This is a genomic window from Aeromonas sp. sia0103, assembly GCF_963895295.1.
Lineage (GTDB): Bacteria > Pseudomonadota > Gammaproteobacteria > Enterobacterales > Aeromonadaceae > Aeromonas > Aeromonas encheleia.
Genome location: NZ_CAWQKG010000011.1, coordinates 829,510 through 853,437, shown reverse-complemented (window position 1 = coordinate 853,437; position 23,928 = coordinate 829,510). Strand labels below are relative to the sequence as shown.

The 23,928-nt window shown below is 60.7% G+C and carries 19 protein-coding genes; all 19 read right to left on the bottom strand.

Annotated features, from left to right (window positions below; genetic code table 11):
* Entirely contained in the window at positions 1 to 3,498 is a 3,498-nt protein-coding gene (gene tssM / locus AACW18_RS06620) for a type VI secretion system membrane subunit TssM (RefSeq protein WP_218388361.1), read from the bottom strand.
* 30 nt (positions 3,499 to 3,528) lie between these two features.
* Positions 3,529 to 4,950, bottom strand: coding sequence for a type VI secretion system protein TssA (gene tssA, locus AACW18_RS06615; RefSeq protein ID WP_218388149.1), 1,422 nt, complete (start codon positions 4,948 to 4,950; stop codon positions 3,529 to 3,531).
* 8 nt (positions 4,951 to 4,958) lie between these two features.
* Positions 4,959 to 5,564, bottom strand: coding sequence for a type VI secretion system-associated protein VasI (gene vasI, locus AACW18_RS06610; protein ID WP_218327956.1), 606 nt, complete (start codon positions 5,562 to 5,564; stop codon positions 4,959 to 4,961).
* On the bottom strand, positions 5,564 to 7,102 hold the full coding sequence (locus AACW18_RS06605) for a sigma-54 interaction domain-containing protein (RefSeq protein WP_218388148.1): 1,539 nt from the start codon (positions 7,100 to 7,102) through the stop codon (positions 5,564 to 5,566). The genes vasI and AACW18_RS06605 overlap by 1 nt, the downstream gene beginning before the upstream one ends.
* Before the next feature lie 2 nt (positions 7,103 to 7,104).
* Positions 7,105 to 9,732, bottom strand: a complete 2,628-nt coding sequence (tssH, locus tag AACW18_RS06600; RefSeq protein WP_218388147.1) for a type VI secretion system ATPase TssH — start codon at positions 9,730 to 9,732, stop codon at positions 7,105 to 7,107.
* Positions 9,733 to 9,752: 20 nt separating this feature from the next.
* The gene (icmH, locus tag AACW18_RS06595) at positions 9,753 to 10,532 is read right to left on the bottom strand and encodes a type IVB secretion system protein IcmH/DotU (protein WP_168234846.1); all 780 of its coding nucleotides are present in this window, start codon (positions 10,530 to 10,532) and stop codon (positions 9,753 to 9,755) included.
* A gap of 23 nt (positions 10,533 to 10,555) precedes the next feature.
* A complete protein-coding gene (tssK, locus tag AACW18_RS06590) occupies positions 10,556 to 11,890 on the bottom strand; it encodes a type VI secretion system baseplate subunit TssK (RefSeq protein WP_042653492.1) in 1,335 nt (444 codons plus the stop codon).
* Positions 11,891 to 11,892: 2 nt separating this feature from the next.
* On the bottom strand, positions 11,893 to 12,408 hold the full coding sequence (tssJ, locus tag AACW18_RS06585; protein ID WP_163156594.1) for a type VI secretion system lipoprotein TssJ: 516 nt from the start codon (positions 12,406 to 12,408) through the stop codon (positions 11,893 to 11,895).
* Entirely contained in the window at positions 12,408 to 13,643 is a 1,236-nt protein-coding gene (tagH, locus tag AACW18_RS06580; protein WP_042653490.1) for a type VI secretion system-associated FHA domain protein TagH, read from the bottom strand. Before tagH ends, tssJ begins: the two co-directional genes overlap by 1 nt.
* Positions 13,644 to 13,645: 2 nt before the next feature.
* A complete protein-coding gene (gene tssG / locus AACW18_RS06575; RefSeq protein WP_042653751.1) occupies positions 13,646 to 14,644 on the bottom strand; it encodes a type VI secretion system baseplate subunit TssG in 999 nt (332 codons plus the stop codon).
* Entirely contained in the window at positions 14,608 to 16,374 is a 1,767-nt protein-coding gene (gene tssF / locus AACW18_RS06570; RefSeq protein ID WP_042653489.1) for a type VI secretion system baseplate subunit TssF, read from the bottom strand. The genes tssG and tssF overlap by 37 nt, the downstream gene beginning before the upstream one ends.
* A gap of 3 nt (positions 16,375 to 16,377) precedes the next feature.
* Positions 16,378 to 16,809: a type VI secretion system baseplate subunit TssE gene (gene tssE, locus AACW18_RS06565; RefSeq protein ID WP_042653488.1), complete on the bottom strand. Its 432-nt coding sequence runs from the start codon at positions 16,807 to 16,809 to the stop codon at positions 16,378 to 16,380.
* A 6-nt stretch (positions 16,810 to 16,815) separates the two neighbouring features.
* Entirely contained in the window at positions 16,816 to 18,294 is a 1,479-nt protein-coding gene (gene tssC / locus AACW18_RS06560) for a type VI secretion system contractile sheath large subunit (RefSeq protein ID WP_218292115.1), read from the bottom strand.
* Positions 18,295 to 18,330: 36 nt separating this feature from the next.
* The gene (gene tssB, locus AACW18_RS06555) at positions 18,331 to 18,834 is read right to left on the bottom strand and encodes a type VI secretion system contractile sheath small subunit (protein WP_025326628.1); all 504 of its coding nucleotides are present in this window, start codon (positions 18,832 to 18,834) and stop codon (positions 18,331 to 18,333) included.
* A 657-nt stretch (positions 18,835 to 19,491) separates the two neighbouring features.
* Positions 19,492 to 20,874: a tetratricopeptide repeat protein gene (locus AACW18_RS06550; protein ID WP_218388146.1), complete on the bottom strand. Its 1,383-nt coding sequence runs from the start codon at positions 20,872 to 20,874 to the stop codon at positions 19,492 to 19,494.
* A gap of 161 nt (positions 20,875 to 21,035) precedes the next feature.
* Positions 21,036 to 21,548, bottom strand: a complete 513-nt coding sequence (locus tag AACW18_RS06545; protein ID WP_218388145.1) for a hypothetical protein — start codon at positions 21,546 to 21,548, stop codon at positions 21,036 to 21,038.
* On the bottom strand, positions 21,548 to 22,423 hold the full coding sequence (locus AACW18_RS06540; protein WP_339381479.1) for an RHS repeat-associated core domain-containing protein: 876 nt from the start codon (positions 22,421 to 22,423) through the stop codon (positions 21,548 to 21,550). The genes AACW18_RS06545 and AACW18_RS06540 overlap by 1 nt, the downstream gene beginning before the upstream one ends.
* Before the next feature lie 3 nt (positions 22,424 to 22,426).
* Positions 22,427 to 23,170: a hypothetical protein gene (locus AACW18_RS06535; RefSeq protein WP_256351768.1), complete on the bottom strand. Its 744-nt coding sequence runs from the start codon at positions 23,168 to 23,170 to the stop codon at positions 22,427 to 22,429.
* A 534-nt stretch (positions 23,171 to 23,704) separates the two neighbouring features.
* Positions 23,705 to 23,926, bottom strand: coding sequence for a hypothetical protein (locus AACW18_RS06530; RefSeq protein WP_042036294.1), 222 nt, complete (start codon positions 23,924 to 23,926; stop codon positions 23,705 to 23,707).
* Positions 23,927 to 23,928: the final 2 nt, after the last annotated feature.

Genomic DNA, 23,928 nt, shown 5'->3' with positions numbered 1-23,928 from the left:
TCAATAAAGGGATTCAGGCAATCTGAACTGGCTGAACAGGCCGCCGGTGAAGGGGTTCTGCGCGCTGTCGGTATAGACGCGATAGGTCATGGCCCCCTGATCCACCGGGAAGCGCACATCGAAGGTGGCCTCGTTGACCTGAGTCAGCTCACCCTTGTCCATCAGCCGGAACATGGCCCAGGGTCCGACGAAGCCTTCGCTGCGCGGTGAGCGCTCCCGAGCCGCCGGCACCAGGGTGATCTTGCTCTCGGCACCGTCACGCATGGTGTTGGGCCACACCAGCGGGATCTTGGTGCGCCGACCGTGGGCGTATTCCAGCAGTTGGCCGTCCAGGTTCAGCACGCTGCGCCGCTTGTTGGCGGTGAGCTCGATGGGCTCGAGGGCGAACTGCACCTCCAGGTTGCCCTGCTGGCTGAAGAAGATCTGGCGGATGCGCGCCGCGCGGTCGAGCTGCTTCACCAGCTCTGCCTGCATCGGCGAGCTGAACTCCCCTTCCATCAGGCCGCTCTCCACCATGGGCTTGAGATTGAGCTGATAGAAGCTGTCCAGGGTGCCGTTCGGGGCGAAGAAGCGCTCCATCTCGGACAGGGGCACATCCTTGGCGGAGCCGGGCTCGAACGGATAGCGACCGGCCAGCTGGCTGTTGAACGGCGCCAGCACCTTGTCCTGCCACTCCTGATTGAGGGACGACATGGCGAGATCGATCACCAGCCGCGAACTCTGATCGGAGAGCTGCCCCACCCAGCGGTCCAGCGGGGCCGGCAGGCCACGGGCGTACTGCTGCAGGGCGAAGACAGGATCGGCATACTTGTTGGTCAGCCGCAACTGGACCGCCTTGAGCGCCGACTGACCCGGCTCGGTGGCGTTGACGATGAGCTCCAGGTAGTGCTGCAACTCCACCAGCTTCTGGTTGACCTCCTGGATGAGCGGGCCCTGCTCGCCACGCCCGCCGAGGGCGGCATTGGTGGCCAGGAAGGGACGTCCGATGCGGGCTGTGATGGCCTGCGCCGGATCCCCTTCCACGTCGGAGAGCTTGCGGATCCGGGTGTTGTCATCGAGCGCCGCCAGCACCCGCTGGAACGGCTGATCGTTGCCGGTGATGGCGGTCAGCACATCCAGCGCCTGCTCCGGGCTCTCGAGGGGTTGCACGTCCAGGTTGGTGAGCAGTTTTTGCCACTGGTTGACGTAATCGGTGACATAACGCTCGTTGACCTGACGGGTGATCTCCTTGCGGTCGGCCTCGCTCAGCTGACTCAGCTTGCGCTGGCCCAGCACCCAGGCATCCATGGCGGTCAAGTCGATCAGCGCCTTGTCCTGCTTGAGGAAGAAGTCGCTGAACCCGGGGTAGGTGAGCAGACGCGGCACCTGGCCGGCATTCTCACTGCGCAGGGTGAAGACGGTGTCGAAGGTCGGCCCCACCTCGTCGCGCACGTTGAGATCCGGCGGCAACACATCGCCCGCCTTCACCACCAGGTTCTGGTAGACCCGCTGATACATGGGCAACTTGCCAAGCTCGCGCTGGGCGCCATAGACCGGCTCCTTGAACGGCACGAAGGCGGTGATGGCGGCCTGATCCCGCGCCCCCCGGGCGCCGTACCAGTCGGTGTGATCGAGGGCATAGTCGAGGTGACCCATCAACTGCTCCTGCACCGCCCCCTGACCCGGGAAGGCCTGCTGCCAGCGGCTCGCCATGTACTGCTCCACCAGATCCTTGTTGCGACCCGAGGCATCGTCCAGCATCCGCATCACCCGCAGGATGGAGAGCTTCTCCTCGCTGCCGGCCGGCGCCTGCTCGAGATCCTCCAGCAGCCCCTGCATCTGGGCGGGCAGGAAGCGCAGGCTCAGCAGTTGCAGGTAGGAGCCTTCCACATAGGGGCCGATTTCGTCTCCCTGATAGAGGCCGAGATCCGCCACCAGCGGGGTACGCTCGCGGTAGTTGCCAAAGGAGAGGGTCGCCTCGCGAATCAGGTTCAACCGTGGCAACTGGCTCACCCCGAAGGCGTGCTCATCGGCCAGCTCGTTGGTCTGGGTGAAGGCCTGCGCCTTGGTCAGCACGTTGCGACCGGCCTCTTCGTTGACCCGATAGAAATGGTGCCAACCACCGATGAGGAGCGCCGAGAACAGCGACAGGCACCCAAGGCCGATGGCCATGCGACGGCGGCGGTAGAGGGTATGCAGCCGGTTCTCCCCGGCCAGATGGGCCTCGGGGAAGATGATGGAGGAGAACAGCTTGCGCACGAAATAGGTGTTGGACTCCCCGCGCAGGGCCGAGTAAATGGGCTCAGGCAGGTTGTAGCGACGGGAGGCCGCCTGGGCGAACGCATCGAACGGCACCCCCTGCTGGTAGACGGAGCTGATGTAGACGCCGCGCACCAGCAGCGGCTTGCTCTCCTCGATGGCCAGGGTTTCGTCGAGCAGGCTGGTCACATAGTCCTTCAGCCCCGCCAGCTGGCGCACGAAGGAGAACAGCGCACTGCGCTGGGCGGCATCCAGCCTGGCCAGCATCAGCTCGGGCAGGTTCTGGTTGAGGTTGTCGACCCACTGATCCCAGAACAGAGCCAGCTCCTGCTGCCAGCTGTCGCCCTGGCCGTCGGCCGGGTTGAAGGTCACCCCCAGCACGGCCTCGCGGGCCTCCTTGTCGAGCTGCTCATACACCACATCGAAACCACGCAGCAGATCCAGCTTGGTGAAGGTGACATAGAGCGGCAAGCGGGTGTTCATGGTGGCCGACACCTCCTGCAGGCGGGAGCGCATCAGCTGGGCATAGGCCTTGCGCTCGGCCACGCTGGCGTGGGAGAGCCAGGCCAGATCCACGGTCAGCACCAGGCCGTTGAGGGGCTGACGGCGACGGTGTTCACTGAGCCAGTTCAGCAGGTGCAGCCAGAGCCGCTCGTGCTTGCGCGCCAGCGGGTCCAGCTCGGGTTCGGATTGAGACAGCAGCTCACCGGCGGGATCCAGCATCACCGCCTGCTCCCCCAGCCAGCAGTCGATCAGCTGATCCTGCGCCACGTCCCGCAGCTCGGTGTCGAGCCTGGGATTGAGCTTGTTGGCCGGGTTGGCGCGGTGGATCAGGCTGCTCTTGCCGCTGCCGGGCAAGCCCAGCACCAGGTACCAGGGCATGGCGTAGAGCGCCCCCTTGCCCAGGTGTTCGTTGAGTGCCTGCAACCAGCGGCCGAGGAACAGCGCCTGCCGATCGAGCAGCCCCTTCACCGGATCCTGCTCCAGCACGACCTCGTGCTGGCGCTCGGCCTTGAGCTGCTGCATCTTGCGCCACATGCGCCAAGAGAGGATACCCAGCAGCAGCCAGAGCCACAGCAGGGTGAATACCACCCGCCCCCACAGCGGCTCGAGCGGCTTGGCCTCCCGGATCTCGAGGCGGGGGCCGAGCCACCACACCAGGATCAGGGCGACGACCCAGAGCACCGCGCCGAGCAGGGGCCAGGAGGGTTTCAATTTCGGCAGCTGTTGCCGCAGAAAGGTAAAGATGGTCTTGAACATAAGATTGTGATTCAACTCCGACTCAATGACTCATTTCGACAGCGGGGCCGCCTGGTGTTCCAGACGGCTGACCAATCCAGGTTCCCATTGCGCCAATCCAAGGCGACTGGCCTCTTGCCACAAGTGTTGATAGTGCTGGCGAGCCAGCGAATTCATGCCTTCCTGCGCCAACAGCTCCGCCTGCACCAACTGGGCATGGAAGCGGGCTCTTGGCTCCTTCAACTGCGCCATCCGTTCATCCAGCAGGGCCAGGGCCGCGGCCACCCCCTGCTCCCCGTGTCGCTGGGCTATCTCTTCTGCCAGGCTGGACGCCCCCTCGCCCCCCGCCCCGCCCCTGGCGGGTTGCAGCCAGCGGCCGCACTCCGGGGTGAGAAAGGGGCTGCCATCGCTGAAGCCGAGCTCCCGCAGGGCAGGCAGCCGCAGCAAGAAGCTCTCGAGCTCCTGGGCGATGGCCAGAGCCGGCGCGCCAAACCCGAGCTTGTCCGCCACCTTGGCCGAGAGGCGATGCCCCTCGAACCAGTAGGGCGCCAGGGTCAGGCTCTGCTCGATCCGCTGCCAGAGCGCCAGATCCGGGGCGGCCATGGCGGCGCGGTATTCGTCCACCATGTCCACCGACATGGGTGCCAGCTGGGTTTTATGGCCCGGGCCGCTCATGGGGGGTGTGGTGATCCCGGCCCAGATGGCGTGGCGACGCAGGCGATAGCCCACCGCCGCCTCCGGCTGCCGCTCGATCAGCAGTTGTGCCACCTTGAGCTGGGTCTGTCGCCAGGCCCTGTCGTTGGAGCTGTCGAGCTCGATGCCAACGCTCTTGGCGCCGCCACTGAGCACCATGGCGCCACTCGCAGCAACCTGGTTGGCATGAGCGCTCGCCGCACCAGAGGGCTCGCCCCGATCGGCCTGCGCCTGGGCCACCTGCTGGCGCTGGGCCCGCTTCAGCCCCATCAGCAGAGGATCGAGCAGCTCGCCCTTGTCCGGGCACTGGGCCAGCCAGCAGGCTTCCAGCTGCTCGGCCTGGGCCAGCAGCTGGGCCAGCTCGGCCGCCGAGGCACCCTCGCTCACCCGCGGCAGGGCGCCCTCGAAACGCTTGACGATCTGCACCATCAGCCGCTGTTTCTGGCTCCCGTTACCGGGCCAGGCCAAGAGCCAATAGGCGCTGACCCAGGCCTCTAGCAGGCTGAGCGCGGCCCCCATGGGGGTCGCCTTGGCCGGGTGTTGCAGGCAGCGCAGCAGCTGGGCCAGCACCCGCATGTCCTTGGTGCGGCTCTCCAGCAGGCCGAGGCAGGCCTCCGCCACCGCGTTGAGATCCACCTGGCTGTGGGCCAAGGATCCCAGCTTGACCAGCTCGGTCTCCACATAGTCCCAGCGCGGCTCATCGGCCAGCACGGCGCCTCTTATCTGTTCATCCGGCAGGCTGCTCAGCAGGCGGGCACACCAGGGGTGTCGATAGCTCATGGCGCCCCCTACCAGCGACACTGCTGACGCAGCGGGGCCAGCGCCTCTTTCAGGCCGCTCAAGTCGACCCGCAGCAGGGCGCCGTTGTCGGCCCGCACCTGCAGCTCGCGATGGCCCAACCAGCGCTTGAGCTCCTCGATGGCCGGCAGGCCGCGGCCGTATTCCAGCAGCAGCCCCCGATCCCGGATGAACCAGCTCTGGGCGCTGTTGCTGGGCGAGCCGTCGAGCTCAAGCTGCACTCCCTCGCCGACCCAGGGCGCATCCAGCCGCAGCCGGATGTGGGTGATGCTGTCGACACAACCTATGGCCAGCGTCGCCCCGCGCAGGGCCGGGCGGGTCAGGGTCTCGCTGCCACGAGCGGGATCGCTTTGCAGCAGGAAGGGCGGGCTTTCGGGAGTGCGGGCCAGCTCCTGATCCCAGATCCCCTGCCAGGCGGCAGACTTGGCCACCCCGCCGTCCGGCACCGAGTCGGCAGCGCCGCCGAGGGCGTCGTAGCAGGCCAGCCGGATCAGCGGGGATGGCTCGCGCCGGCACTGCTGCCAACCGCTCATGTCCGGCTGCGGCGCCGCACTGCCGGCGGCCAGCAGCAGCGGCAAGAGGCCGAGGACGCTCATCAGTTCACCTCCAGTTTCTGGCACTTGTGATCCAGGGTGCGCTTGGGAATGTTCAGACTCTCGGCCACCAACATGCGGTTACCCTGGAAATGGCGCAGCCTGGCCTCGATGACCGAGGCCTCGTACTGCTGCATGGCGCGGCGCAGATCCCGGATATGGTTGTAGTCGTCGAGATAGCCCGACAGCTCGACGCAGACCCGCTCCCTGAGCTCGGGGGGCAACGCCTCCAGCAGCACCTCCTCGCCGTGGCGGGTGTGGGCGCAGGCCACCTCCAAGAGGTTGCGCAGCTCGCGCACGTTGCCGGGGAAGTCATAGCTCTGCAGCTGCTTCAGGAACTTGCGATGCAAGCCGCCGAGCGCCTTGCCATCCTGCTCGGCAAACTGGGCCATGAAGTGCTGGCACAGCATGGGCACGTCATCCATGTGCTCGCGCAGGGGGGCGATCAGCAGCAGGCACTGGCAGAGGCGGTGATAGAGATCGGCCCGGAACTGGCCCTCCTCCACGTGACGACTGAGAGGCTGATGGGTCGCGGCGATGAGGCGAAAATCGGAGTGGCTCTCCTGCTCGGCACCGAGCGGCCGGTAGCTGCGGGTCTCGAGCACCCGCAGCAGCTTGGCCTGCATGGCGGCGGGCATGTCGCCCACCTCATCCAAAAACAGGGTGCCGCCGTTGGCCTGGGCCACCAGCCCGGCCTTGTTGGACAGGGCGCCGGAGAAGGCCCCCTTCTGATAACCGAACAGCTCGCTCTCGATCAGGTTCTCCGGGATGGCGGCGCAGTTGATGGCGACGAAGGGTTTGCCGGCACGATCTGAGCATTGATGCACCAGCCGGGCGACCACCTCCTTGCCACTGCCGGTCTCCCCCTGGATGAGCACGGTCAGCTTGTGCTGACCCGCCAGGCTTATCTGTTCGCGCAACCCGCGGATCACCGCCGACTGACCGATCAGCTGATCGGCCAGCAGCTTCTCGTATTGGCGCTTGATCTGCCCCTCCCCCTTCATCTGACGCAGGGAGTCGCGCAGCACGCTCTGATCCCGGCGACTGCGGCCCAGATCGCGGATGAGGGTGAGCTGGTTGCAAAACACCTGGGACAACTGGGCCAGCTCGGGACGGGTCACCCACTCCTGCAGCCGCTCGGCATCGTCCATCATGGCCAGCACGGCGAACGGCTTGCCATTGCCATCGTTGAGGGGGAAGGCGTGCAGGCCGCACTGCTGGCCGAGGTTGGCCAGCAGTGCGCGAAAGGCGGCGTGCTCGATGCGCGCCCCGCCATGGAGGGAGTCCCAGGTACGGGACTGGGCCTTGTGCAGCACATAGGCCAGCGGGTGGGAGAAATCATCCACCGCCAGCGCCAGCGACACGGCCTGCCCCTTGACCCAGCCCTGACACTCCAGCTGGCGGCCGCTCACATCCAGCAGGCCGAGCAGGAGCCCCTTGGGCTGGAAGCTGGCATGCAGGGTCGAGGCCCACCAGTGGCACAGGTGCGGCTCGTCGCGCTGCTGCGTCAGTGCGAGGGCGAAGGCGAGGGCTTGTTCCATGTTCAGCCCTCCACCTCGGCCACGAACTGCTGTTCGGCCACGCTGAATCGCACCCGGCTGATGGGCTCACCGGCGGCCAGCCGTTGCAGCAACTGCAGCGAGACCGGTGGCAGCAGGGCCCCGTCGATGACGGATTCCAGCATGCGGGCCCCGTTCTCGCTGCGATTGGCGCGGCGCAGTATCTCCTCGGCCACCTCGTCTTCCAGCACCACCTCGGCACCGAAACGCTCCTTGAGCAGCTTGACCAGCCGGTCGAGCTTGCCTCCCACGATCTCGATCAGGCTGTCGTGGCCGAGCGGCAGGTAGGGGATCACCTCCATCCGCGCCAGCAGCGCCGGCTTGAAGAAGGCGGCCAGCTCGGGATAGAGCGCATCGAGCAGCGCCTCTGGCTGCTGCGCATGATCGACTATGGTCTGGAAGCCCAGGTTGGAGGTGAGGAAGAACACCACGTTCTTGCAGTCGATGAGACGCCCTTCTCCGTCCGCCAGCTCACCCTTGTCGAATGCCTGGTAGAAGAGGTTCAGCACGTCCGGGTGGGCCTTCTCCACCTCGTCCAGCAGCACCACTGAGTAGGGCTTCTGACGAATGGCCTCGGTCAGCACGCCGCCTTCACCGAAGCCGACATAGCCGGGAGGAGACCCGATCAGGCGGGAGACGGTGTGCTTCTCCTGATACTCGGACATGTTGATGGTGGTGAGGTACTGGCGCCCGCCAAACATCAGCTCCGCAATCTGCAACACGGTCTCGGTCTTGCCGACCCCGCTCGGCCCCACCAGCAGGAAGGCGCCAAGAGGGCGACCCGGACGGCGCAGGTCGGCGCGAGCGGTCAGCAGGTGCTTGTGCAGATGGGCCACCGCCACATCCTGCCCCTTGATGAGGGAGCCGAGATACTCCGGCAGCCGGGTCACCACGTCCAGCTCCCCCTGGGAGATGCGATTGAGGGGCACCCCGGTCCACTCGGCGATCACCGCCGCGACCTGGGTCTTGTCGACGTGGGCCGAGACCAGCACGGCCCCCTGCTGCAGGGCGGCCAGCTCGCGCTCGAGCCCGGCCAGCGCCTCGGCGGCGGCCTGGGGATCCAGCGGCGCATCGGCAAGGTCCAGCGCCTCGCCCTGTTCTTCGGCCAGCAGGGCGGCGCGCAGCTCGACGATCTGCTGTACCAGCCCCTGCTGTTGCTGCCACTGGGATTCCTGCTCGCGCAGGGTCTCGCGGCAGCGCTGCTGAGCGGCCTGCAGCTCGGCCAGCCGCTCGACGTTGTCACCCAGGCCGATCAGGCTCTGGCGCTCCAGCTGACGGATCTCCAGCTCACGCTGGCGCAGCTCGTTTTGCAAATGGCTGACGGCGCGCGGCGGCGTGGTCAGGTTGATGGCGACCCGGGCACAGGCGGTGTCGAGCACGTCGATCGCCTTGTCCGGCAGCTGCCGGCCGGAGATGTAACGGGCGGAGAGTTGGGCGGCGGCCTGCAGCGCCTCTTCGTCGATCAGCACCCCGTGGGCCTTCTCATAGATACTGCGCAGGCCGCGCAGGATCACGGTCGCCTCAGAGGCCGAGGGCTCACCCACCTTCACCAGCTGGAAGCGACGCGACAGGGCGGCGTCTTTCTCCACGTATTTCTTGTACTCGCCCCAGGTTGTGGCGGCTATGGTGCGCAGTTCACCCCGGGCCAGGGCGGGTTTGATCAAGTTGGAGACATCCAGCCCGCCGGCCTGATTGCCGGCCCCGATCAGGGTGTGGGCCTCGTCGATGAACAGGATGACCGGACGCACCGCGTCTTTCACCTCCTGCATCACCCCCTTGAAGCGTTTCTCGAACTCCCCCTTGACCGAGGCGCCGGCCTGCATGGCGCCGAGATCCAGCGTCATCAGCTCGACGCTTCGCAGCTTCTCGGGCACCTGATCCGCCACTATGCGCAGCGCCAGCCCCTCGATGAGGGCGCTCTTGCCGACCCCGGCCTCTCCCACGACGATGGGGTTGTTCTTGCGACGGCGGGAGAGGATGTCGATCATCAGATCGATCTCGTGATCCCGGCACAGCACTGGGTCCAGACTGCCCTGACGGGCCTGCTCGGTCACGTTGACGGTGAAACGGGCCAGCAGGCTGGCATCGGCCGGCAGAGCGCCCTGGCTGGCGGTGCCACCGGCGGAGACGGTCACCTGGGTCTCGGCAGACTCTTTCACCCACTCATCGAACTGCTGGCGCAGCAGCTCGCGGTTGACGTTGGCCAGCAGCCGGGTCACCGAGCCTGGCAGGTAACGCTGGGGGGTCATCAGCAGCACCAGCAGCATGACGCCGCTGCGCAGCTGCGCATGTTGCAGCTCGGCGGAGGCCAGCAGCCAGCTGTCTTGCAGCCACTCCACCAGCAGCGGCGAGAAGGAGGGATAACCCTGGCCATAGCCGCTGTCGGCATGGGAGGGTTGCAGCAGAGTTTTTAGCTCCTCGACCTCCACCTCGGCCCGCTTGAGGATCTGGCGCACATCGGACAAGGGAGTATCCAGCATCTTCAGCAGCAGGTGCTCGATGCGGATCTCGGCCCCCTGATGGTTGACGCAGAGGGCCGCAGCCTCCTCCAGCATGTGACGACAGATGGGGTTCAGTCTTTCCACCAGTACCGGTAGCTCTATACGAATCAAGGCGTGCTCTCCTCAGACAGTTATTTTAATAATTCGCCCAGTTGACGCAGCACGTCCTGGGTCTGGTTATTGAGTTGGTGGTGATAGAGGCCAAAGATGATGGCCAGGATCAGGGCGCCGCCCATGAACAGGCTGCGCAGGGATATCTGCTTGCGCAGTTGATAGCGGGAGGCCTGACGGCCAAGGTCCAGGTGAAACACGCTGGGCGCCTCCCCGCTCGCCTCGGGGGAGAGCTGCTTGTGCAACTGCTTGACGATGCGCTCGAACTCGCCCTGGCCCTGGCTCATCACCTTGTAGCGCCCCTCGAAGCCGAGGCAGAGGCACAGATAGATGAACTCCAGGATGTCACGATAGCGCACCGGGTCTTCCTGCAGGCGGGCCAGCAGCACGAACACCTTCTCCCCGCCCCAGGTCTCGTTGTGGAAACGGGTCAGCAATGAGTGCTCAGACCATTCGCTCTGGCTGCCCCAGTCGCGGCCCATCACGGCCTCGTCGATGAAGGTGCACAGTATGTAGCGAAACGAGAGCACCACTCCGTTCTCGTAACCCTGGGCCATCAGCTCCTGCTCTATGGCCTGGATCTCGGTCACCACCCGCTGGTAGAGCTCGGGCACCCGATCGTGGCGGGAGAGCAGCCGTACCCGCTGCACCAGCCCCAGCAAGGGGGTCACCGCATCGATCATGGGGTTGATGCTCTGGCCGCGCAGGCGGAACCAATAGTCCGAATCCATGTCCAGCTGCTCGGCATGATCGAACAGCAGATCGCTGAGTTGCTCGTTCTTGATAATGTCCGTGGTCATCTCTGCTTGTTTCCTTGGTGCGATCACTGGCTACGGATGGCCCAGAGCTGCATGTCCAGCTCGGGGAAATCGCCGGCGATGTGGAAGGCGAGCGTGTTGCCCACCGCCAGCATCTGCCAGGCCGGGCTCTGCCTGTCGAGCTGGAAGTAGCTGTAACCGGCGTGATAGGGCAGCTGGCGCGGCGCCACCGGCAGCGGCAGCAGCGGAATGCCAGGCAGTTGCAGGCTGATGAGCTCGCGGATCTTGTCGCTGGAGGCCACCTTGGTCTGCTGCAGCAGCTGCTTGCGCAACTGCTCCTGGGGCATGCGGGCCCGCACCGCCAGCACGAAGTCGGCGCTTTGCATCAGCTCGCTCTCCCCCACCACGGCCACCATGACGCCGTACTGGTGCTTGCGCAGCTGGATGGAGACGGCGCGCGGCGACAGCACAGTGCTGAGGGCCTGGCGCAGGGCCAGCATCACCGGCTCGAAGCTAACCTGCTGATCGTCGTGACGATAGGCGGCAAACTCCGGCGGCAGGCGGGACTCATCGGTGAAGGTCATCAGCTCGCCGCACAGCTGCACCAGCGCCTCGTGCAGCCGCTCCGGGTGCAGGGTGCCTAGACGCGAGAGGTGGGACAGCTGGGGCTGGGCCCGGTTGAGCAGTTGCAGCATCATGAACTCAGCCACATCGGCGACCCCCTGCTGACCGGGGGCGGCGATGCGTTGGGAGAGGCTGCGCGCCCGCTCGGCCACCAGACCCGCCGACTCGCCGAGGAAGCGCTTGAGGGTCGGGATGGCCGACACGCTGATGCTGCAGGGCATGAAGTTGGGATCCAGCACCAGGCCGCCGTCCGGGCGCTTGTCCAGGATGCGGGCGATGGCCAGCGACGCGTAGGCGCTGCGATCCTCGCGCTCCAGCATCAGCCGCAGACTGACCCGTCCCACCTCGAGGGAGACCACGTCCCCCCCCTCGCTGTGCAGATCCCGCACATCGTGGCGATGGGCCTGCAGCCGGGTGGCTACCTGGCCACCCTGGTTGACCTCGTTGACCCCGCTCACCGAGAGCGGCAGCGCCAGATAGACCTTCTGGTTCGCCACCGAGGCGTCGGTGATCTCGAGGGGAGTCGGCAGCACATCGTCGTTCGGAATATTGAAGACGGTGCCATCGGGCAGGATGCCGGTGGCCCCCACCAGGGCGATGCGGCCGAACCCCAGGTAATCCTCGTTGATGACGAGCGTCTGCAGCCCGTAGAAATAGTCGCTGAGCGCACTCAGGCGAGCGTGCAGCGCGTACTCCGAATGTCTTTGTTGTTGCTGGAAGTGCTGGGGCTTGATGAACAGCCCCTCACGCCAGATAACCCGATTTCGACTCGACATGGTTATTCTTCTTCTTGTTGCAGCTCTACTTCATCCAGACGCAGATGAACCAGAATTTGATAGGCTCGGCCCAGGCTCTTGACCTTGATGACCTTGCGCCACTCGGCGCTGTCCGGATCGGCATAGCGGGCGATCACCCCGATGTAGCGGGTCTTCTCGTCGAGCTTGATGGGGGGCAGGTACTTGAACTGGCCCGGCAGCAGGGTGTAGTCCTGATGATCCAGGTAGTTCTTGCCAAGGGCCTTCTCCACGTCCTCGGTCACCTGGTCGTAATCGGTGGCGAGCAGCTTGGAATCCTCGGCCAGCAGCAGCACCTGGAACTCGATTGGTGCCGCCTCCCCGCTGCCGTTGGGATTGACGTCCGGCTCGGCCAGCAGGCTCAGCCCCAGAGTCGAGGGTTGATCGTCATTGCTGCCCACCTGGATATCCGGATCCATGGCCACATCAGCCATCTTGCCCATGGTGGTACAAGCTGCCAGGGCCAACAGACAGGCCCCCAGCATCAGCGCACGTATCATCAAATCAGTCCCTGTTGCTGACGCACGGCCTGGTCGTATGCCTGGGCATAGACCTGATGGAACAGCTTGTCGAACCCTTGCTGGCGGGCAGAGGTGAGCTCGCGGTAGTAGTGCTGGTACATGTTCCAGGCCCAGCCCTCGTCGGCCATGCCCGGGGTACCGGTGCGGCGGTAGTGCTCGAAGCGGCCGAGCAGCGCATCCGGCGAGAAGGCCTGCAGTATGCTGTCGAGCGCCGCGCCTATGGCCTGCTGATTCGCGACGTGATGGATACGCACGTTGCGCAGGCTCTCGGCCACCGCCGCCGGGGCGGTCAGGTGCACCGGGCTCTTCTGCTCGGCAAACATCACCGCCAGGGTCTCGTCATAGTCGAGCCCGAGCCGCAGCGGGTTGTCCTCGATGGGACGCAGGTGCCGGTCCGCCAGCGCCGCCTGATCGCTTTGCAGTTTCAGCAAGCCTTCCACCATGGCGCGTACCGTCTTGCCCATCTCTTCGAGCATGTCGTGGGCCTGCTGGGTATCTTGCAACTGCAACGGCTGACCCAGCCCGCGCATCAAGGGCGTCAGTGCGACGTGATCGACCCCCTCCAGCGGATGGGCGTAATCGGGATGGTTCTCGATGGTGGGCATATCCAGAAATTCTTGGTTCATGGTGTCCTCGACGGCAGAAAAGGGGGACAGGGACGGATGTTCCATATCCGGTTGCGGGTGGAAGTCGCTCTGGCGACGGGGATCGACCAGCGGGGTCAGGGGGTTGCGCTCATGCTGCAGCGCCAGCAAGGGATCGACGGCCAGGGCGCGCGGATCGTCCTGGCTCGGCCGATGCGCCTCCCCGCTCAGCCACTCGTCCAGCTGCTCGGAGGGACGGTTGCCCAGCACCTGCTGCAGGCTCTGCTCGGCCGAGATGGCCCCCAGGTAGGCGCGCAGTCGGAACGGACCGACGATCAGCTCGTCCCCCTGCTCCAGATGCACCTTGCGGGCCCGCCCTATGGGTGAGGTCGCACCGTTGATATAGGTCTGACCGCTCAGATCGCACAGACAGAAGCGACCGTCATGGAGCTCGACTCGGGCGTGGGCCGGCATAACCGCCCCCAACCTGTCGCGCAGCTGCCAGTCATCCTGTTCGGAGGCCCCGAGGGAGCCGCCCATCTCATCGAAGCGGTATTGCACCTGCTGGTTGCCATCGAGCTGCTCGCTGTTGAGCACCACCAGGGAAAGTTGCTGGTTAAAGTCGTCCACATTCACTCCTGCACACAAATGGTCACGAACGGCTCACTCGGCGGCTGACCGAGAAAGGTACTCCAGCCCAGGCGCGCACTCTGCTCCTCCCCCAACCTCAGCCCTTTGGCCTGCTCCTGGCCGAAGCCAAGCCGCAGATCCCAGGCCAATTGGTCGCGCAGGATGAAGGAGACAAAGGTCACCAGGGCGTGGAAATGCTCTCCGTTCGGGAGAAACCCGAGAAACTGCCCAAAACTCAGGTTGTTGATCTTCAATAAAAACTTGCCCGCACAATCGTTCACCTTGTCGCCGATGACGAAGTCATCCCCCAAAGTGGCGCAGGCGCTGCCCAGTCGGTTCTGCTGATCCTGATGGATGGACACCCGGCGCCACTGCCAGGCGCTGACCGTCACATCCGCCAGATCGAAACAGTGCGCCACCAGGCCGGCCACCACCTCGGGGGAGCGGCTGGGGCTGGCCAGCATGCCGGCGTAGGAGAGCATCTTGGCGCGGTTGACCGGCAGGCTGCGGCAGACCGCCTCGTTACCCAGCCCCACCAGGGCGAACATCAGGCGGGAGAATCCATCCTCACCGTTGTCCTGAAAGCGCACGTGGTAGCGGTACTTGCGCCAGATCCGGTGCAGCAGGGTCAGCAGGCGGTGGTGGAAGAAGTCCAGAAACAGGCCGAGCTTCTGCTCACCCTGGGCGTACTCCCAGGCCAGCGAGTCAAGGTAATAGCCGGGCATGGGAGACTGGCTGCCGTGCAGGCCGAGGAAGGCCACCTCCAGCTCATGACGCCCCTTGCCATCCTTGCCTATCTGCAGCACGTCGCTGGTGGGGAAGCCGAGGGAGGCGGTCGCCTTGAAGCGGATCCCTTCATCGCCCGGCAGATGATCGAGCCCCCGCTCCTGATCGGTGCCGTCCAGCCGGTTGAGCAACTCGACCAGCTGGAAGAAATTGAAGCGGGGGGCGTCCCTGGCGGACGTCACATCAGGGAGTGCTGACCGATCTGGACTGGCCACTGGTAACGCTCCTTGTTGTCGAGATTGACCACCTCAAGCAGGTGGAAGGCATTGACGCTGGCATACAGCGAGAAGAAGTGGGCCAGCACTGTACTGAACAGGTAGAGCTCCCCTTCGCTGCCAAAGGCGGACTGGCGGATGGAGAGCACAGACTTGAGTCCGCGCACCGGCATGCCGCGCACCAACCGGTCGACCGGGGTGGTCTCGATCTCCTCGATCCCCGCCAGCCGCTTGCGCGAGGCCTGCTCGGCCTGCTTGTCGTGCAGCGCCGGGAAGTCATAGGTGCGCAGCACCTGCACCAGGGCATCGCGACGCAGCAGGGAGACATAGTTGAGGGACAGGTTGGAGATGAGGGTCCAGTGCAGGCTGCCATCCAGTGCCGGGCGCAATGGCCGGGTCGGCCGGATCAGATTGCGGAAGGTGGCAAACGAGGGCGAACTGCCAGTCGGCACGCAGATGTTGCCAACCTTGAGGGCGGCGGCGCGGGAACGGTTGGTGCAGGTCAGGGTGACCGAGATGGATTCATCGAGATCGACGGTGGTGGTCTCGTCCCCCCGCACGAAGGAGAGCTGATGCTCGAAGCCGTCGCCACTGACCGCCTCCCTGACCCGCACCCGGTAGTAGAGCGCCAGGCGGTGCTTGGCCCGCTCGATCTGGTGCTGGAAACTCTCGAACGGCTGATAGATGCGTGGCGTGCCGCGGGAGCGGCCCAGGTTGCCCTCCACCCAGCCTTCGACCTCGTCGACCGAGAAGATCTCGAAGCTGTCCGCGTGGCGGTAACTCGCCTTGAGGGGGTACTCGGCCTGACGGCCGTTGAGGTTGACCGGCTCACTGTCGTGCTGGAACAGGTTGATGGCCGGCACGCAGTTGAGCATGAAGGAGTCGGGCCGGATCTTGAGCTCCGCCGGCAGGGGCCGGTCGAAACAGAAGTGGATCTTGAACTCGCTGACCGGCAGGGGTTGCTTCGGCCAGTCACCGCCGGAGAGCTCGAAGAACAGAAAACTCTCCGGGAAGCAGAAATACTCTTGCAGGATCCGGTAGCCGGAATAGACGTTGTTCGGATAGGGCAGCAGGGCGTCGTCGCGCTCGAAGCCGATGGGCTTGAGTGCCTTGGCCTCCTGGCGAAAGCGCTTGCCGTCGATCTCCAGCTCGATATGAGAGAGCTGGTTGGAGAGCCAGAAATAGAGCTCATAGGCGGTATAGCTGTCGCCACCGAGGAAGAAACGCAGCTTGTCCAGCTGCAGCTCGCTTAGCGGCAAGGGGGCATGCAGGGCGATATCCAGCGAGATGGTGGAGAGATCGTTGCCACTCTGGGAGGCGATATGGCGGATATCGGCCGGGTAGATCCAGGCATCGTGGCTGGTCTGGAAGTGACAGGTCACTTCGTCGATGGGCAGGCTGTCGAGTTGACAACCCTGCTTGACCAGCGCCGGCTGGGTGATGGCACCCGGAATGACCGAGAACTGCATGATGGTCATGCTGGGCACGGGGCGCAAATAGTTGGGCCAGAGCATATTGAGCAGACCGTGGGTCAGCTCGGGGAACTCATCCTCGATCTTGGCGCGCAGATTGCCGGTGAGAAACGCGAAGCCTTCCAGCAGGCGCTCCACGTCCGGATCGGTATTTTGCTCCGACAGGAAACGGGTGAGTTCGGGATAGGCATCGGCAAATTCGCGCCCTTGCAGGCGCAAAAATGCCAGTTCATCCCTGAAGTAATGTTCCAGCGACATTGATCAGACCATGCGGTAGTGACGGTGGCTGTCCATATGGACGTTGAACGAGGTAACCTGTTCGATGTGATCCAGTCTCACGTGTGCCGTCACCTGAAACGACATCTCGAGCGGGCTCGATTGATAGTCGGGTGAACGGACATCCACGTGAATGATCCGCGGCTCATAGCGACGGATGCATTGCCGGATCGCCTCACGGATCCGCCCCTTGATGTCGGCACTGCCCTGAGTGGCGTCATTGAGATCGATGACACCCAGCTCGGGGGCACTGCGACAATTGCCGGGACGGGTGTTGAGGATCTGATCGAGCTGTCGTTTGACCGAATCGATCAGCTCCTCAACGTCCGATTGGGGGGAAGAGGCCAGCCCCTCCCCCCGGATCCTGTCAAACAGACTGGCCGCATTTCCTCTATCCCAGGAAGAGAGATACGGCATCGGGCATTATTCCTTGTCCAGACGACCCACCAGAGACAGCTCGAAGCTGGCGCCCATGTACTTGAAGTGCGGGCGCACGGCCATGGCGACCTGATACCAGCCCGGCTCGCCTTCCACGTCCAGCACCTTGATCTGGGCGGCACGCAGCGGGCGGCGGCTACGCACGTCTGCCGGCGGGTTTTCCTGATCGGCCACGTACTGCTTGATCCAGCCGTTCAGTTCACGCTCAAGATCCTGACGCTCCTTCCAGGAGCCGATCTGCTCGCGCTGCAACACCTTGATGTAGTGGGCCAGGCGATTGATGATGAACATGTAGGGCAGCTGGGTACCCAGCTTGTAGTTGGTTTCAGCTTCCTTGCCTTCCTTGGTGTTCGGGAACACCTTGGGCTTTTGCACCGAGTTGGCGGAGAAGAAGGCCGCATTGTCGCTGTCTTTGCGCATGGTCAGGGTGATGAAGCCCTCTTCCGACAGCTCATATTCACGACGATCGGTGATCAGCACCTCGGTCGGGATCTTCGCCTGCAGCTGGCCCATGGCCTCATAGACATGCACCGGCAGATCCTGGATGGCGCCACCGCTCTGGGGACCTATGATGTTCGGGCACCAACGGTACTTGGCGAAGCTGTCGGTCAGGGAAGTCCCCATCAGGTAGGCGGTGTTGCCCCAGAGGTAGTGATCGTGATCCGAGCTGATGTCTTCCTGATAGTTGAAGCCCTTGATGGGGTTCTCGGTCGGATCGTAAGGCAGACGGGCCAGGAAACGCGGTGCGGTCAGCCCCAGATAGCGGGCATCTTCCGATTCACGCAGCGAACGCCATTTGGTGTAGGCCGGGCCTTCGAAGACCGACTTGAGATCCTTGATGGACGGCAGATCGGTGAAGCTGTCCACGCCAAAGAAAGCCGGGGCGACGGAGGAGATGAAGGGGGCGTGTGCCATGGCACCGACTGCGCTGACGTATTGCATCAACTTGATGTCGGGAGAACTGTGGGTGAAGGCATAGTCACCGATCACGGTACCAATGGGCTGGCCACCAAACTGGCCGTAGCCGGTCGAGTAGACATGCTTGTAGAGGCCGGACTGGGTGATCTCGGGGGAGAACTCGAAATCTTCCAGCAGCTCTTCCTTGGTCGCATGCAACACCTGGATCTTGATGTTTTCACGAAAATCGGTGCGATCCACCAGCAGCTTGAGCGAACGCCAGGAAGATTCCAGCTCCTGCACCTCTTTGGCGTGCAGGATGACGTCCATCTGCTTGCTCAGCTTCTTGTCGAGCTCGACAATCATGCTGTCCACCAGCGCCTTGTTGACCGGATCTGAAGTGGTACCGCTGTCCAGAATGTTGGCGATCAGGGCGGCGACGCCCTGTTTGGCGACACTGTAACCCTCATCGACTGGGGTGATACGCGCCTGCGCCATGATTTCGTCCAGTAAGGACGAAGGGGCCGCGCTCGCCCCCGCTTTAACCTGTTCTTCGACCAGAGACATATTTTTTCCTTATCAATCAGTCAATTAATCTGCAGATCACTCGGCAGGCTTAATCAAATCCAGCTCCTTGAGCAGTTGCTCGCGAGCCTCGTCACTGGACAACAGATCCTGCAAACGATTGCGGAAGGACGGGATATTTCCCAAGGGTCCTTTCAGGGCAACCAGGGCCTCACGCAGTTCCAGCAGCTTGCGCAGCTCGGGAACCTGCTGGGCAACGCTGTCGGGAGTGAAGTCTTCCAGAGACTGGATCTTGATCGACACGGGCAGCTCGTCCTGGCTGTTTTCTTCCAGACGATTGGGAACGGAAAACTTCAGCTCCAGTGCAGATTCTTTCATGACAGAAGAAAAATTATTCTTGTCGATGGACACGGTCTGACGCTCCTCAATGGGGGTCTCCTCCGTACGTCCCTTCATGTTGCCAACTACCATCATGGTCAACGGCAGCTCTATTTCCGCCTGCTGACCACCGGTTGCCGGTACATATTTGATATTAATACGCTCTTTGGGCGCAACAGTGGCGCCATCAATTCCTTTTCCCATGCTCTAAATACCAAGTTAAGGATCCATGAAGACCCTAAAGCTTATAGCCAATGTCTTTGCCAGCAACTGTAAGAAATGACAGTTGACGGGATCAATATAGATCCAGGCTAAAAAACATCAGCCGACGATGCATTTTTGACATACACAAAGCCGAAGCGTTGATAATCAAAAACGCAATATGCATCTTGTTACTTATACAACCAGATCATGCCTCTACTCTTTGTTAGAGGTCATTTTGGCTCAGGAGCCATTTGCGGCAGATGGTATATTTATAAATATCCCCACGTCAATACTGAAATCATTAAAAATAGAGGTTACAATCAAAAATAAAACTAAAAACTATTTAAATCAATAGGTTACTATCATTCCCAAGACTAAAAAACATCTGCAGATAGCATTATTAATAAAGATTTTGAATGTTCATTACCAGATGAAATGAGATGGCATTTCGGTCATTGAATTAAGATTTGGTATTAATACATGACACTCATTTTCCACAAATGAAAATCATTTCCTGCTTCATAAAAAAGCCTCCATAACAGAGCTGTCATGAAGGCTTCATGAATTGTTCAAAAAAGAAACTCATCATCCAAATAGAGTCAGTATATTGACTTATTAAACAGGATTATTTGCCGTCACTGATTGAGTGCCATGGTCCTATATTCTGCCTTGCGACTGCTCCGGCTGATGCGCGCTCGTCAGTGTCGTAAACCAGTGCTGGGCCAGTTTTTGACCGGCACCTTTTTCCTGTTCCGTCATGCCTTTCTCCAGCTCACGGCTGGCGGCGGTCGCATCGGAATTTCCATCCGTGGCGGCAAGCAAGTACCATGCATAGGCATGCAACCTGTTACGAGGGGCTCCCCAACCCTGCTCACGCATGGTGCCCATGCGATACTGCGCCTGTCGGTGATTGGCATTCGCCGCCAATCGATACTGCTTCAATGCCTCGCCATAATCCGCCTCACCGCCGAGCCCCAGCCGCAATATCTCACCATAGGCATATTGGGCCTCGCAGTTCCCTTGTGCCGCCGCCAGCGAGACAGTCTGACGAGCCGCTTTCAGCTCTCCTCTGCCCTGCTGCAACTTGGCCAACTCGAGCTGTGCCTGGCTCACTCCCCCGGCCGCGGCCAGTGTCAGCCAATGCTCTCGTGCAACCGCGTCCGTCTGCTGCAGGCTCAACTGATATTCGGCCTCATGGGAACCATGACTCGCTGCCAATTCCAGCCAGTAACGACCGAGTGCGAGATCCTGTGGTATTACCTCGCCAACGAGATAGGCTTGCCCCAACCACAGCTGGGCTGATGGCGATCCCGCATTGGCGGCACGCTGATAAAGGGGGAATGCCTCGGCCTTACTTGCCCGGCGAGCCAAGGTCAACAAAGCATCCGGTTGTTGCTGGGCCGCGGCCTTCTCGTACCAACGCAGGGCGAGGTCGAGACGCTTGCTCACCCCTTTCCCCTGCTCATAGCGCAGTCCGAGTTGATACTGAGCCTCACGATTGCCCTGCTCGGCGGCCTTTTCCAGCCACTGAACCGCATCTGCATCGGCACCGGGCTGGCTGGCGTACCACTCCCCCAGGACCAACTGAGCACCGACATGATCCCGTTTGGCAGCCTGCTCGAACCAGTCGAGACACGCGCTTACCAGCTTGTCCTGGTGCTGACGCAGGCACTCCTTTCCGAGTTGATAGCTGGCGTCCCGATTGCCCAACTTGGCCGAACGCTGCCACCAGTCATGGGCCAGCCTGGGGTTCTTGGGTTCACCCAAACCAGCCTGATACCAGCTCCCCACCTGCAGCGCCGCTTTACCGCGAATATCGGCATCCGCCGCCAAAGGCCCGGTTTGATCCGCGGCCTGCTTCATCCAACGCATGGCCTCTGGATAATCGGGCTTGGCAGCCAGACGATTGGCAAGCTCGTATTGCGCCTTGCCCTGGCCTTGTTGAGCAGCTTGCTGAAGCTCCTGTTTTGTCATAGGAGCAGTGGCACAACCAGCAAGCCAGCTTGTAGCAATTGCCAGCAAGATACTTTTTTTATTCATTTATATCTCTGATAAATTAAAGAATGAGTTTTATATAAACGTTACAAATAAACCCTTGTTCTTACATCTAATAAGTGCAAATTACAAACTCATAAATAAAAACCACAATACCCCAGCCGTATACCCTCCCAGGAACTTAAAGATATTTGTTGTAATAACGCTCACCCTCCTCTAACTAACTCATTCAGCCTATGCTTTAATAACAAACAGCCACCCGATTGAGGATAAAATCTATTTATAGCATAACAAGGCTCGGAACCATTGTTAATGTCATTAAAAAAACCTTCCTGAGAAAAGTCATCATCAATGCGTGATAAATACTTTTTAGATACTGTATAGAGAGGACCACCTGATATAAATAAGTCACGATCAATCTCTCCATCATCATACATACATCGATTGAATGCTAATATGTTACACAGAAAATGATAAAGATCATGGCGAGTAGTATTTAAAGAAGAAACAAAAACTGAGAAACCATTCACAAAATCACTCATAGATATCAAGTTTTTATTCACATACTCCCCTAATAACAGGGACATTGAAGCCCCATATAGATGAATATCCCTATCTCGATCTCTATAAAGGAACCGGCCCTCTCCTTTAAAAAAGGAAACTGGGTTCGCGATGAATTTTTCAACAAGTTCATTATCTCTATATCTAGCCTGCAACATCACAGTTTCTCCCAAGAACCAAACAGGTTTGCCATTTCTTCCATACTACCACCATGATGTACATTTTCAGAACCTACCAGAACAGACTCTCGTGTTCCTCCTTTAGTTTTCCCTCCTGGTACCCACTGATTTGGATATGCACCACCTTCATTACCTGTCGGCATATTGTATTGAAAACGACTGTCGCCTGGTTTAATGCGAATGTAATATATATCTTTTTTAGCCAGCCTAGCTAAAACATGTACATCATCACCAACACCTAATGCAAGAGCTCTATCAAGATAGCGCATTCTATCCATTTTATCTGATATGGCACTTGCCTTATTTAAAATATCTTCCATTTCACTTTGCAAGCCAATGAATTTATTAGCGGGAAGTGACTTATACTCCTTGCTCCACCAATCACCAAATGAAAAGAAAGCTCCGCCCTGGTCTTCAAATAGCTTCCTATGAGCACTAACATATTCATCAGGCAGATACGAACTTGGATTTTCCGGTCGATTACCACGTTCCAAGTTGATGACTTCATCATATTTATTTTGAGTCATGGGTATATCATCAGGTTTCACTCCATTAGCCGTATTATTTGGCTTCTTTAGCGCTGAATTAGTATCTGGACATACACCATCCACCCCTGTAAGACCCAATGGATCGACCCAACGAAGAGGATTGAGACCATAACGATAGCAATTCAAACCTCCTAATAATCCCACTGGATCAGGGGTAATAAATCTACCCGTGCCGGGCTGGTAATAGCGGTGACGGTTATAATGCAGCCCGGTCTCTTCGTCATAATACTGGCCTTGGAAACGCAGGGGGGTCTCAACCTCGGCCAGCTCCTGCTTCCAGACATTGCCATAGGCGCGATAACGCACCTGTCAGGCGGTGTGACCATCATGGTGGGTCAGGGCCAGCGGGGTGCCGAGGTGATCCAGCTGGTAGTGATAAACCTCGGCCTGATCCCCCTCTCCTTCCAGCTGTACTAGGGGTTTGAAACTGCCCGGCTCGTAGACAAAGCTGCGATAGATGCCGTCGCTGCGGCTCTCGGCGATGAGATAGTTGGCCTGCCACAAGAACTCGGTCACCAGCTCGGCGCCCTGCCCTTCCTGCCCATTGAGCGTCTTGCGAATGCGGCGACCAAAGGCATCGTAGTCGTAGCGGGCTGTGCTGCCATCAGGCAGCTCGACCGCAATCAGCTGATGCTGACAATCGTACTCATAGCGGGTCACCAATGATTGGCCCTTGCCGCGTCGTTCGACGGCCAGACGACCAAATTCGTCATATTCAAAGTGGCGATCGCCACTGAACAGCAGCCGGTTACCCTGGGTTCTCGCAGGCTCGAATTGAGCCCCCTGAGTCTGGCTCAGCAGGTTGCCCGCCGGATCGTGCAGGAAGCGTTCGGTCAGCTCACCGCGCACCTCCAGCAAGCGATCCAGCGGGTCGTAGCTGTAGTGCTGCTCCCCTTGCACGCTGTCATTGATCTGCAGCAGATTGCCGGTGCGGTCATAGCCGTAGCGCCACTCACGAGCGATCTGCTTGCCCCGTTGCAGTCGCAGCGCCGTCAGACGCCCCTGCTCGTCATATTCGTATTGCTGGGTCAGCGTCCCCTGGCTGCGGCGCATCTCCAATCCACCAACCATCTGGTGGCGAGTCAGTTCGGCACCGTTCAGATCAATCCCGCTTAGCTCGCCATGCAGGTAGTGTTAAGCCAACTTGTTGCCATCAGGCAACTGCCAGTGGGCCAGCCGACCCATGGCATCATGCTTGAAATAGCTGGAAGCCAAGCTCGTCCCACTCGGCCGTCACCTTGCCGTATGGGATATGGAAGTAAAGAGATAGAAAAGTCAGGACATGGCGTTATCCTGGCCTTTACACATCCACATATTGAAAGAGGGCTAACTGAATTAATAAAGGTTCAATCCAGTATCCGGCGATAACCAGACCTATACAGATTGCTTCTCGAACGCAGATTACGCTGCACTAATCGAGCCTACGGCCCTAGTCATAACCACTGCTCGATAGTACAGCTCGCCTTACGCTGGTTAAAAAACAATCCAACCCAAGTTATCTCTATTGAGTTAAAATTCTCTCTTACGACTCAGCCTCGAACGCTTGTTCTCAGTAAAAATCGTGAGAATCTCAATATTTATATTGGTCTAACCATAACGATACATAGCTTCATCAAGTAGCTCTTTCTCAGCATCAGAGTACTTTGATTGGTCATACCCTTTCATACTCTCCCAAATCCCCCTTATGGGTATTCGTCTATTCTTATCTTTGAGAATTTCAATCAGATTTTCATAGTCATAAAAAAAATCCTCTTTATGATTTTCAATAAGAATTATTAATTGTTCTCTAAAGTATTCACCTTCGGTCATAA